The organism is Klebsiella sp. P1927 (genome assembly GCF_018204675.1).
Taxonomy (GTDB): domain Bacteria; phylum Pseudomonadota; class Gammaproteobacteria; order Enterobacterales; family Enterobacteriaceae; genus Klebsiella; species Klebsiella pneumoniae.
Genome location: NZ_CP073377.1, coordinates 1,868,542 through 1,880,669, shown reverse-complemented (window position 1 = coordinate 1,880,669; position 12,128 = coordinate 1,868,542). Strand labels below are relative to the sequence as shown.

Annotated in this window: 11 protein-coding genes; 3 read left to right on the top strand and 8 right to left on the bottom strand. The window is 52.2% G+C overall.

Annotated elements, in window-relative coordinates; genetic code table 11:
- Positions 1-11: 11 nt before the first annotated feature.
- The 5 genes from oppC to KB892_RS09470 all read right to left on the bottom strand — a co-directional run bounded on the left by oppC (position 12) and on the right by KB892_RS09470 (position 5,359).
- Positions 12-920: an oligopeptide ABC transporter permease OppC gene (gene oppC / locus KB892_RS09490; RefSeq protein ID WP_004145396.1), complete on the bottom strand. Its 909-nt coding sequence runs from the start codon at positions 918-920 to the stop codon at positions 12-14.
- Between the two features lie 14 nt (positions 921-934).
- Entirely contained in the window at positions 935-1,855 is a 921-nt protein-coding gene (gene oppB, locus KB892_RS09485; RefSeq protein ID WP_002910089.1) for an oligopeptide ABC transporter permease OppB, read from the bottom strand.
- An 85-nt stretch (positions 1,856-1,940) separates the two neighbouring features.
- Positions 1,941-3,575: an oligopeptide ABC transporter substrate-binding protein OppA gene (gene oppA / locus KB892_RS09480; protein WP_004148754.1), complete on the bottom strand. Its 1,635-nt coding sequence runs from the start codon at positions 3,573-3,575 to the stop codon at positions 1,941-1,943.
- A 737-nt stretch (positions 3,576-4,312) separates the two neighbouring features.
- On the bottom strand, positions 4,313-4,960 hold the full coding sequence (locus KB892_RS09475; protein WP_002910095.1) for a YchE family NAAT transporter: 648 nt from the start codon (positions 4,958-4,960) through the stop codon (positions 4,313-4,315).
- Between the two features lie 183 nt (positions 4,961-5,143).
- Positions 5,144-5,359 (bottom strand): hypothetical protein, encoded by a 216-nt coding sequence (locus tag KB892_RS09470; RefSeq protein ID WP_004145398.1) that lies wholly within the window; start codon positions 5,357-5,359, stop codon positions 5,144-5,146.
- Positions 5,360-5,436: 77 nt separating this feature from the next.
- Between KB892_RS09470 and adhE the strand changes: the two genes are divergently transcribed.
- Positions 5,437-8,112, top strand: a complete 2,676-nt coding sequence (adhE, locus tag KB892_RS09465) for a bifunctional acetaldehyde-CoA/alcohol dehydrogenase (protein WP_002910097.1) — start codon at positions 5,437-5,439, stop codon at positions 8,110-8,112.
- A gap of 147 nt (positions 8,113-8,259) precedes the next feature.
- On the opposite strand, the gene tdk is transcribed toward adhE, so the two are convergent.
- A complete protein-coding gene (gene tdk / locus KB892_RS09460; RefSeq protein ID WP_002910100.1) occupies positions 8,260-8,877 on the bottom strand; it encodes a thymidine kinase in 618 nt (205 codons plus the stop codon).
- Positions 8,878-8,884: 7 nt separating this feature from the next.
- On the opposite strand from tdk, the gene KB892_RS09455 reads away from it, so the two are divergent.
- Both KB892_RS09455 and hns read left to right on the top strand, forming a co-directional pair.
- Positions 8,885-9,016: a hypothetical protein gene (locus KB892_RS09455; RefSeq protein WP_004145401.1), complete on the top strand. Its 132-nt coding sequence runs from the start codon at positions 8,885-8,887 to the stop codon at positions 9,014-9,016.
- Positions 9,017-9,438: 422 nt separating this feature from the next.
- Entirely contained in the window at positions 9,439-9,846 is a 408-nt protein-coding gene (gene hns / locus KB892_RS09450) for a histone-like nucleoid-structuring protein H-NS (RefSeq protein WP_002910103.1), read from the top strand.
- Positions 9,847-9,967: 121 nt separating this feature from the next.
- Here hns and galU read toward each other — a convergent pair whose 3' ends face one another.
- Together galU and rssB are read right to left on the bottom strand one after the other, a co-directional pair.
- Entirely contained in the window at positions 9,968-10,870 is a 903-nt protein-coding gene (galU, locus tag KB892_RS09445) for a UTP--glucose-1-phosphate uridylyltransferase GalU (protein ID WP_002910105.1), read from the bottom strand.
- Positions 10,871-11,067: 197 nt separating this feature from the next.
- The gene (gene rssB, locus KB892_RS09440; protein ID WP_004175574.1) at positions 11,068-12,081 is read right to left on the bottom strand and encodes a two-component system response regulator RssB; all 1,014 of its coding nucleotides are present in this window, start codon (positions 12,079-12,081) and stop codon (positions 11,068-11,070) included.
- Between the last annotated feature and the right edge of the window lie 47 nt (positions 12,082-12,128).

Sequence of the window (12,128 nt, the reverse complement as noted above, 5' to 3'; positions counted from 1 at the left end):
GGCAGCGCTCCTTAGCGGTCTTTCGGGTCGAGGGCATCACGCAGACCATCGCCGATAAAGTTGAAACAGAACAGGGTCACCACCAGGAAACCCGCCGGGAACAACAGTAGCCAGGGCGAAACTTCCATTGAGTTGGCGCCATCGCTGAGCAATGCCCCCCAGCTGCTGAGCGGCTCCTGCGTCCCCAGTCCCAGGAAACTGAGGAAGGATTCGAAGAGGATCATGCTGGGGACCAGCAGCGAGGCATACACCACCACCACCCCCAGCACGTTGGGGACGATATGGCGCAGAACGATGCTCGCCGTCGAGACCCCGCCGACCTGCGCGGCTTCGATAAACTCTTTGCGCTTCAGGCTCAGCGTCTGCCCGCGCACGATACGCGCCATATCCAGCCAGGACACCATACCGATGGCGACAAAGATCAGCAGGATATTCTGACCAAAAAAGGTCACCAGCAGGATGACGAAGAACATAAACGGGAAGGAGTTGAGGATCTCCAGCAGACGCATCATCACCGAATCCACTTTGCCGCCGAGATAACCGGAGAGCGAACCGTACAGCGTGCCGAGGATCACCGCCACCAGCGCCGCCGCCACCCCGACCATCAGCGAAATGCGCCCGCCGATCGCTACGCGCACCAGCAGATCGCGCCCGGAGGAGTCGGTTCCGAAGTAGTGGCCGGAGGCCATATCCGGAGCATTGGACATCATGCCCCAGTCGGTATCGAAGTAGGAGAACGACGACACCATCGGCGCGAAGGTAACGAACAGCGCAATAAGCACCAGCATAATCAGGCTGGTCACCGCGGCGCGGTTATGCATAAAGCGACGACGCGCATCCTGCCAGAGGCTACGCCCCTCCACTTCCAGCTTCTCACTGAAGTTTTCCAGCGCCTCGCTATTTTTCTTACTTAACATCATGGCGAACTCCGGCTTCAGTAGCGAATCTTCGGATCGATAACGGCGTACAGCACGTCAACGATGGCGTTGAACAGGATAGTCAGGGCGCCAACGAGGATCGTCAGGCTGAGCACCAGCGAGTAGTCGCGGTTAAGCGCCCCGTTAACGAACAGCTGGCCGATCCCCGGCAGGCCGTAAATGGTTTCAATGACCATTGAGCCGGTGATAATGCCCACGAAAGCTGGCCCCATATAGGAGAGCACCGGCAGCAGCGCCGGCTTCAGCGCATGGCGCAGAATAATGCGACGCATCGGCAGCCCCTTCGCCCGCGCGGTGCGGATAAAGTTAGAGTGCAGCACTTCAATCATTGAGCCGCGGGTGATACGCGCGATGCTGGCGATATAGGCCAGGGAAAGCGCCACCATCGGCAGGATCATAAATTTCAGCGCCCCGCCGTTCCAGCCGCCGCCCGGCAGCCAGTGCAGGGTAATGGCAAAGATCATCACCAGCAGCGGCGCGACCACAAAGCTCGGAATAACCACGCCGGTCATGGCTACCCCCATCACCGCGTAGTCCCAGCGGGTATTTTGCTTCAGGGCGGCTATCACCCCGGCGGCAACGCCGATCACCACCGCCAGTAAAAAGGCGGCGAAGCCCAGTTTCGCTGAAACCGGGAAGCTGGCGGCCACCAGATCGTTGACGGAATAATCTTTGTATTTAAAAGAGGGACCAAAATCGCCATGCGCCAGCTGCTTCAGATAATTGAAGTACTGCGTCATGATAGGGTCGTTTAAATGGTATTTTGCTTCAATATTCGCCATGACTTCCGGCGGTAGCGTGCGTTCCCCGGTAAAAGGACTTCCCGGCGCCAGACGCATCATGAAGAATGAGATGGTGATAAGAATAAATAGCGTCGGAATCGCTTCCAGACAGCGACGTAAGATAAATTTTAACATTGCCCGTACCTTCTGGCGTGTGCCTTTGCACTGCTCTCAAATAAGACACGATGGAGCGAGCCGAGACCCGCTCCACGTATTGCCATTAATGTTTGATAACGTAGAGGTCTTTGGTATAGACGTTATCCATCGGGTCTTTACCGGTATAGCCACCGACCCATGGTTTCACCAGGCGGGCGTTAACGTAGTAATAGACCGGTACGATCGCGCTGTCTTTGTCCAGCTGCTGCTCTGCTTTCGCATAGGCCGCCGTGCGCTGCGCTTCATCGGATGCTTTTACGGATTCAGCCATAATCTTGTCGAACGCCGGGCTCTTATAGTGCGCGGTGTTCATTGAACTGTCAGAGAGCATGGTGTTCAGGAAAGAGGTTGGCTCGTTATAGTCGGCGCACCAGCCCGCACGCGCCACGTCATAGGTGCCCTGATGACGGGTATCGAGGAACGTTTTCCACTCCTGGTTGACCAGCTTCACGTCAATGCCCAGGTTTTTACGCCACAGCGAGGCGGCGGCAATCGCCAGCTTCTTGTGCAAATCAGAGGTGTTATACAGCAGGTTGAAGGTCAACGGTTTATCGGCGCTATAGCCGGCTTCGGCCAGCAGTTTCTTCGCTTCTTCGTTGCGTTTTTCCTGCGACCAGGTAAACCATTCCGGCTCGCTCAGCTTCGCGCCATCGGTATACGGTGGGGTGTAGCCGTAGGCCGGCAGATCGCCCTGTCCTTTCACCTTATTAGCAATAATATCGCGATCCAGACCCAGCTTCAGCGCGGTACGCACGCGCACGTCGGTGAACGGGGCCTTCTGGTTGTTGATTTCGTAATAATAGGTACACAGATAGGGGTCAACGTGCAGCTCGTTGGGGATCTCTTTTTTCAGCTTCTGGAAGAGTTCGATCGGCAGCTGGTTATAAGTCATGTCCAGTTCACCGCTGCGGTAGCGGTTAACATAGGTCACTTCGGAAGAGGTCGGCAGCCAGGTAACGGTGTTAATGACGGTTTTAGCATTATCCCAATAGTGCGGGTTACGCTCCATCACGATCCGCTCGTTGACCACCCAGTCTTTCAGAGTATACGCGCCGTTGGTAACGATATTGCCAGGCTGCGTCCACTTTTCGCCAAATTTTTCGATGGCCGGTTTGTAGACGGGAGACATCGCCGGGTTAACCAGCAGTTTATAAAAATAGGGTACCGGTTCGCTGAGGGTGACTTCCAGCGTGTGGTCGTCAATGGCTTTTACGCCCAGCTCGCTCGGCGCTTTCTTGCCGTCAATGATTTCGTCGACGTTAACGATATGACCATATTGCGGATAGCTGGCATAAGGAGACGCGGTTTTCGGATCCACCAGACGCTGCCAGCTGTATACGAAGTCCTGGGCGGTAACCGGCTCGCCGTTAGACCATTTTGCATCTTTACGCAGATGGAAGGTCCAGACTTTAAAATCTTTATTATCCCAGCTCTCCGCCACGCCAGGGATCGGGTGGCCATCTTTCGGCGAAGTATTCAGCAAACCTTCGAACAGGTCGCGGCTAATATTGGCCTCTGGCACCCCTTCGATTTTATTTGGGTCCAGCGATTGCGGCTCGGCGCCGCTATTACGTACCAGGGTTTGCTTCTCTGCCAGCTGCACACCAGCCGGGACATCCGCTGCCATTGCCATATTGCCGGCGATCAGTGCGGATAGCACTCCCGCGGCGATTAAACGCTTTTTAGTGATGATGGTCATTGTGTTGTAACTCCAGTCATTATAATTACTGGTTTTTTAACCAGCCTGTTTTTCCCGTTTTCGGGTTCTGTCCAACGCAGGAGTTTGCGATTGGCAGATTGCTATCACCGACTTATTTATTACGACCGCTCGAACGGCAGTCTTAACGTCGATTCGTTGCCCTCGCTGGAGGGTCGTTCTGGCGAAATGAGTTAATTAAAAATAATGCTCATTTGCGTACATAATTCAGCAGACGATAACGGCGGAAAGTACCAAAAGGTAAACACCTCCGCCAATGCAATTTGCAAATATGTTACCGAATTCTCTTTTATTGCCGGTTTTGCCAGCGTGACAAGCGTTTGCCATAAAACGTCGATGTAAAAATATTATTATTTATCAGAGCATTACGATAATTTCATCAGCCAGCATACTGAGCAGCGACCACAAGATGGTTTTTTGTACAAAAATTTAACAATAGATTACTTTTTAGCACATTCATCTGCCGCCTTGTTAAAATTACTAATATCATTTCGATGATCCGACAGCAAGTACCAGAGAATGATGTGAAGAAAATAACATCACAGGAGGGGGAGGCGTGAGGAGAATGTTAAGAGAAATATTTCATATCTTAATGAAAAACATGAAATTAATAGCGATATCGCAAAATATTATTCCTACCGCCAGCTCCGCGCTGGCTAATAGGTTTTGCTAATAATCGCGCAGGCGTGAAGCGAGACTCCCCGCCTGCTGGCGACGAACTAACTCAGCAGCCCTGGGAAAAGCGCTTTAATCCCGGTCACAATAAACTCAATGCCGAGGGCCATCAGCAACAGGCCCATAATACGGGTGATGACGTTGATTCCCGTCTGCCCCAGCAAACGGACCAGCCACGGCGCCATACGGAAAATCCCCCAGCAGCAGAGGGCAAATACCGCTATCGCCAGTGAGAACCCGACCAGATGCACCCAGGAGTGGTACCGGGTCCCCCAGACGATAGTTGAACTGATTGCCCCTGGCCCGGCCATTAATGGTAGCGCGAGAGGAACGACGCCGATGCTCTCCCGGACCGCCGTCTCCGACTTTTCCTGCTTGTTCTGCTTATCTTCGCCGAGCTTACCGCTGATCATCGACATCGCGATGGTCACCACCAGGATGCCGCCGGCGATACGGAAGGAGTCAATGGAGATACCGAAAATCTGCAGAATGCCATCGCCGAGGAACAGCGACGTCAGGAGGATGATCGCCACCGACAGGTTGGCGGTGAGGTTGGTCTTATTACGCACCGCAGCCGGCTGATAGCTGGTCATACTGATGAATACCGGAATAATGCCAACCGGGTTAACCAGGGCAAATAAGCCGATGAAAAACTTGAAATATGCAGAAAAATCGAACAGTGATTGAGTCACATTGGGCTCCGCAGCATCATCAAAATTGGCGGTTGACTGTTAACAGCATAAAATAACTGCGCGAAACATACGCTTTTTACCTGCAATATTCATTATAAATATGCATAACCCGGTGATATGTATCGAATGTTAGCCATTTGTATATTTAATGCTAATCGTTTTTTTAATTTCAAAACCCTCCCATCACACTTGATCGAACCGGTCAAAAAGCAGCCAGCTGAAAGGTATCAGCAGCGACAATACTTGATCTAAATCACGTAATTTGTACTCAGAAGTGAGTAATCTTGATGACACCAACAGAGTGGAAGGCAGCAGTACCTGAAAGCGAAAGAGATAAAGCTTTTTTAGTAAATCGGTGAAACAGCGCCCTGATTTTTCTACATAAACATTTACATGCAAGCTGTTAACGGCCTGTCTATAATGTCGAATCGAGCGACTGATTTACTAAAAAAGTTTAACATTATCAGGAGAGCATTATGGCTGTTACTAATATCGCTGAACTGAACGCGCTTGTTGAGCGTGTCAAGAAAGCCCAGCGTGAATATGCCAGTTTCACTCAAGAACAAGTCGACAAAATCTTCCGCGCCGCCGCTCTGGCCGCTGCAGATGCTCGAATCCCTCTCGCCAAAATGGCCGTAGCCGAATCCGGCATGGGTATCGTTGAAGACAAAGTGATCAAAAACCACTTCGCTTCCGAATACATTTACAACGCCTATAAAGACGAAAAAACCTGTGGCGTTCTGTCAGAAGACGACACCTTTGGCACCATCACTATTGCTGAGCCTATCGGCATCATCTGCGGTATCGTACCGACCACTAACCCGACTTCAACAGCCATTTTCAAATCGCTCATCAGTCTGAAAACGCGTAACGCCATCATTTTCTCTCCGCACCCGCGTGCAAAAGAAGCCACCAACAAAGCGGCTGATATCGTGCTGCAGGCTGCCATCGCGGCCGGCGCGCCGAAGGACCTGATTGGCTGGATCGATCAGCCGTCTGTAGAACTGTCTAACGCGCTGATGCATCACCCGGACATCAACCTGATCCTGGCGACCGGTGGTCCAGGCATGGTGAAAGCAGCATACAGCTCCGGTAAACCTGCTATCGGCGTCGGCGCCGGTAACACCCCGGTAGTCATTGATGAAACCGCCGACATCAAACGTGCCGTAGCGTCCGTACTGATGTCTAAAACCTTCGATAACGGCGTGATCTGTGCTTCTGAGCAGTCCGTTGTGGTGGTTGATTCAGTCTATGACGCGGTTCGCGAACGTTTCGCCAGCCACGGCGGCTATCTGCTGCAGGGTAAAGAGCTGAAAGCCGTTCAGGACATTATCCTGAAAAATGGCGCGCTGAACGCGGCTATCGTTGGTCAGCCAGCGGCCAAAATCGCTGAACTGGCAGGCTTCACCGTGCCGGCCACCACCAAAATTCTGATTGGTGAAGTGACCAACGTTGACGAGAGCGAGCCGTTTGCTCACGAAAAACTGTCTCCGACGCTGGCTATGTACCGTGCAAAAGATTTCGAAGACGCGGTAGCCAAAGCAGAAAAACTGGTCGCCATGGGCGGTATCGGCCACACCTCTTGCCTGTACACCGACCAGGACAACCAGCCGGCTCGCGTGGCTTACTTCGGCCAAATGATGAAAACCGCGCGTATCCTGATCAACACCCCGGCTTCTCAGGGTGGTATCGGTGACCTGTACAACTTCAAACTCGCGCCTTCCCTGACTCTGGGTTGTGGTTCCTGGGGTGGTAACTCCATCTCTGAAAACGTTGGTCCGAAACACCTGATCAACAAGAAAACCGTTGCTAAGCGAGCTGAAAACATGTTGTGGCACAAACTTCCGAAATCTATCTACTTCCGTCGTGGCTCCCTGCCAATCGCACTGGATGAAGTGATTACCGATGGTCACAAACGCGCGCTGATCGTGACTGACCGCTTCCTGTTCAACAACGGCTATGCCGATCAGATCACTTCCGTACTGAAAGCTGCGGGTGTTGAGACGGAAGTCTTCTTCGAAGTTGAAGCTGACCCGACGCTGACCATCGTACGTAAAGGTGCCGACCTGGCGAACTCCTTTAAACCAGACGTGATCATCGCCCTGGGCGGCGGTTCCCCGATGGATGCGGCGAAAATCATGTGGGTCATGTACGAACATCCGGAAACCCACTTCGAAGAACTGGCGCTGCGCTTTATGGATATCCGTAAACGTATCTACAAGTTCCCGAAAATGGGAGTCAAAGCCAAGATGGTGGCGATCACTACCACTTCCGGTACCGGTTCTGAAGTGACGCCGTTCGCCGTGGTGACCGATGACGCGACCGGTCAGAAATACCCGCTGGCAGACTACGCGCTGACCCCGGATATGGCCATTGTCGATGCCAACCTGGTGATGGATATGCCGAAATCGCTGTGTGCGTTCGGTGGTCTGGATGCGGTGACTCACGCCCTGGAAGCTTACGTTTCCGTACTGGCTTCTGAGTTCTCTGACGGCCAGGCGCTGCAGGCGCTGAAACTGCTGAAAGAGTACCTGCCGGCTTCCTATCACGAAGGTTCCAAGAACCCGGTTGCCCGTGAGCGCGTACACAGTGCCGCGACTATCGCCGGTATCGCGTTCGCTAACGCCTTCCTCGGCGTGTGTCACTCGATGGCGCACAAACTGGGTTCCCAGTTCCATATTCCGCACGGTCTGGCCAACGCCCTGCTGATCTGCAACGTTATCCGCTATAACGCGAATGACAACCCGACCAAGCAGACCGCGTTCAGCCAGTACGACCGTCCGCAGGCTCGTCGTCGTTACGCTGAAATCGCCGATCACCTGGGCCTCTCCGCACCAGGCGACCGCACCGCAGCGAAAATCGAGAAACTGCTGGCATGGCTGGAAAGCATTAAAGCTGAGCTGGGTATTCCGAAATCTATCCGCGAAGCTGGCGTTCAGGAAGCTGACTTCCTGGCCCACGTTGATAAACTGTCTGAAGATGCATTCGATGACCAGTGCACCGGCGCTAACCCGCGCTACCCGCTGATCTCCGAACTGAAACAGATCCTGCTGGATACCTACTACGGCCGCGAATTCGTCGAAGGCGAAGCCGGTGCGAAAGCCGAAGTTGCTCCGGTAAAGGCTGAGAAAAAAGCGAAAAAATCCGCTTAACCAACAGCGATAGCATCGCGACAAGCCCCGTCACCTGACGGGGCTTTTTTTATCCCCGCTATCAGCCATTCTTTATCGCCAGCTCCGCCAACCTATAGCAGACATTAAAAAGGCGCCCACAGGCGCCTGTACGAGCTTCTGAGCGTATCAGCAGGGACGGTGCTGGTTTTGTACCTTGGTTAACGAACCGACGCTCAGCGCCTCTTTATAATGCTTACGGCAGACCGATACGTACCGCTCATTACCGCCGATGACGACCTGCTCACCCTCATTATAAGGACGCCCCTCCTGATCGAGGCGCAATACCATGCTGGCCTTGCGGCCGCAGAAGCAGATCGTTTTCAGCTCAACCAGCTTATCTGACCAGGCCAGTAAATACTGGCTGCCGGTAAAGAGCTCACCGCGAAAGTCCGTCCGCAACCCATAGCAAAGCACCGGAATATCCAGCGTATCGACAACTTCGGACAGCTCATGAACCTGTTCACGCGTCAGAAACTGGCTTTCATCCACCAGCACGCAGTGAATCGGCTTTAGCTGGTGCTCCGCCGCAATATCGTCAAATAACGAGGTCTGTGGATTATACAATCGGGCCGGCGAGGAGAGCCCGATACGCGAACTGACTTTTCCGGCGCCAAAGCGGTCATCAATCTCAGCGGTATAAACGACGGTACGCATCCCCCGCTCCTGGTAATTGTACGAAGATTGCAACAGAGCGGTCGACTTACCTGCATTCATTGCAGAGTAGTAGAAATAAAGTTGTGCCATCGGCTGCGTGACCCCAATCAAAGTGTTTTATCGCGGCGACGATTGTACCATATTTTATGCGCACAGCCGCGCTTTCAGCAGGGGTATTGTCGCGAAGCTGAAGGGCCTGCAAACCGAAAGGATTAAGAAGATGAATTGAATTTTCAGGGCCACTATTTGTACGCCCCGTTACGCTACTGGCGCGGTAACCATTGTCTTTTCGTGCTTATAGACCGGTTGCCCAAGGGCTATAAGCAGGGCTGCCGGTTGTTTTATATTAAGCCTTGTAACCAAAAATGCGCTAATACTGACGAGGGTTATTTACCCATGTAAAGGATCATTTCTCTCACTGAACCTCTCAAAAAGCATACCGTCTCAATGTTTTAGCTTGCCTTCGCCTCATCGCTATAAGCGATGAAAGATGTGAAGCGGCACGGGAATTTTAACTTAAATTAATTAATTCTCGCGACAAATAACCAGTAATTTTGAATTCCTTACATTCCCCCCTATTGCACAACGCATTTTATCGCTCTATTATTAGTTCAACAAACCACCCCACAATATAAGTTTGAGATTACTACAATGAGCGAAGCACTTAAAATTTTGAACAACATCCGTACTCTTCGTGCGCAGGCAAGAGAATGCACCCTGGAAACGCTCGAAGAAATGCTGGAAAAATTAGAAGTCGTCGTTAACGAGCGCCGTGAAGAAGAAAACGCTGCCGCGGCAGAAATTGAAGAGCGTACGCGTAAGCTGCAGCAATACCGTGAAATGCTGATTGCTGACGGTATTGATCCGAATGAACTGCTGAGCACCATGGCTGCCGTTAAAGCCGGTACCAAAACCAAGCGTGCTGCACGTCCGGCTAAATATAGCTATGTTGACGAAAATGGTGAAACCAAAACCTGGACCGGTCAGGGCCGTACCCCGGCTGTGATCAAAAAAGCAATGGATGAGCAAGGTAAATCACTGGACGATTTCCTGATCTAATCTCCGTTGATCGCTATAAAAAATCCCGCTGCGGCGGGATTTTTTTTGCCCTCAGGGCCGATATAAAAAAACCGGGAGTCGCAGATGCGCTCCCGGTTTGTGCTTTCAACCGCGCGGCGGATTACTTCGCTACCGCCGTTTCCAGCCAGGCTTTAAAATCGTCGCCCAGCGTTTTGTGACGAATACCATATTCGACAAACGCCTGCATGTAGCCAAGCTTATTACCGCAGTCATGGCTCTTGCCTTTCATATGATAAGCTTCAACCGTTTCTTTCTCGATCAGCATATCAATGGCGTCAGTCAGCTGAATTTCATCACCAGCGCCCGGAGGGGTTTTCGCCAGCAGCGGCCAGATATCAGCGCTGAGGACATAACGCCCCACCACCGCCAGGTTGGACGGCGCAACGTCAGCTTTTGGCTTCTCAACCACGCCCACCATCGGTACGCTTTCGCCCGGCTTCAGGGATTCGCCTTTGCAGTCAACCACGCCATAAGCGGTTACGTCTTCGACAGGTTCAACCATAATCTGGCTGGCGCCAGTCTCATCGAAGCGAGAGATCATCTCAGCGAGGTTATCGCGGCTCAGATCGGATTCATATTCATCCAGAATAACGTCTGGCAGAATAACCGCGACCGGCTCATCTCCCACTACCGGATGGGCGCACAGCACCGCGTGACCCAGACCTTTCGCCAGGCCCTGACGAACTTGCATAATAGTCACGTGCGGCGGGCAAATAGACTGCACTTCTTCCAGCAGCTGGCGTTTTACACGTTTTTCCAGCATCGCTTCCAGCTCAAAACTGGTATCGAAATGGTTTTCGATAGAGTTTTTCGACGAGTGCGTTACCAGAACAATTTCAGTAATTCCTGCAGCGATACATTCATTAACAACGTACTGAATTAACGGCTTATCTACCAGCGGCAGCATTTCTTTTGGAATCGCTTTGGTGGCCGGCAGCATCCTGGTGCCTAATCCCGCAACCGGGATAACCGCTTTTCTGACTTTAGAATTAAGGGCAGCCATTGAAATCTCCTGGACTGTTTGTTTTTTAAACTTCTCGTTACAAATAACGTGTCGAGTATATCAGTCAACCGCGTATTTACTGGTCTGAAAAGCTGCCGATAGCCTCGAATTAGGACTTTTACGCATAAAACTGCTCGATGTTACCACCGCTAAAGGGCAACAGGTAATCCCGTCTGCTTAGATATAAACGCAATTGCTCATTCCGCAGACAACATTAAGCGTAAACGACCGCCAGCCCCCCAAATTTGGCACTGCCACGAGGTGCAGCGTTGGCTAATTTGGTTAAGATAAGCATCACCCAGCGTCCCCAAAGGAACGCCATTACTAATCTGAATTTGATGCTCCCCTGTATTCAGCGTGCCATTAAGTCCCGCTGACACCAGAATTAAATTTTTCAGCCCGCTGTGGTAATACCCTACTAACAGAGGGAACTGGCCCGGAAGATTTGCCTGACGCAGCAGTTGATTCACCTGTTTTAACAAACTTCCCATTTCTGGTAGCCGTTGTCCCTGGTGCGCCAGTTGCTCCTGCAGCAGACCATTAAACAACGCGCGCAGCAATAATGCTGCCAACACGCCATTATCGCCTGCGCGTGTGACATCCAGACAATAGAAAGCCAAATCATTTTCCGAAAGCGGCGCGATATCGAGTACCAGACCGGGCTTGTCTGCCGACACCAGTTGTCGATAATGAACGCGGCAGTGCGACATTTCCTGTTGCACCGGCGGCTGTAATTCCTGCAATAGTCTTGAAGCGGCGATGGGATTACTGACCAGCGCATCCCAGTCCTCAAATAAACGCTCTTCCTCTTCCACGCGCGAACTGAACATCGCGGGATAGAGACAGGCGTAAACGGTCTCGCGCAGGCGATCGAAATCTTTTACTGGCTTTAACAGCACGTCCTGGACGCCAAGTCGCAACGCTTTAGCTATATCCGCCATGTTTTCGGTGGCGGAGATCATCAGGATCGGTAACTGTTCGCCGCGGTTACGCAGCGTTTCCACCAGCTCCAGACCGTTCATTCTCGGCATAGAAATGTCGCAAATCATCAGGTCCGGATGCACCTCCGTCATTTTATGCAGGGCATCCTTGCCATCTTCCGCCTGGAAGGTTGTTGCTCCCAGCGAGGTCAGCCATCCATGCAAGAGTGAGCGGAAAACGGGTTCGTCTTCAACTATCAGAATCTGTTTTCCCGCCAATGGCTGCGTCATGATATCTCCCCTGGCTGACGATAATTCAATAGTGGCACGCTATTCTC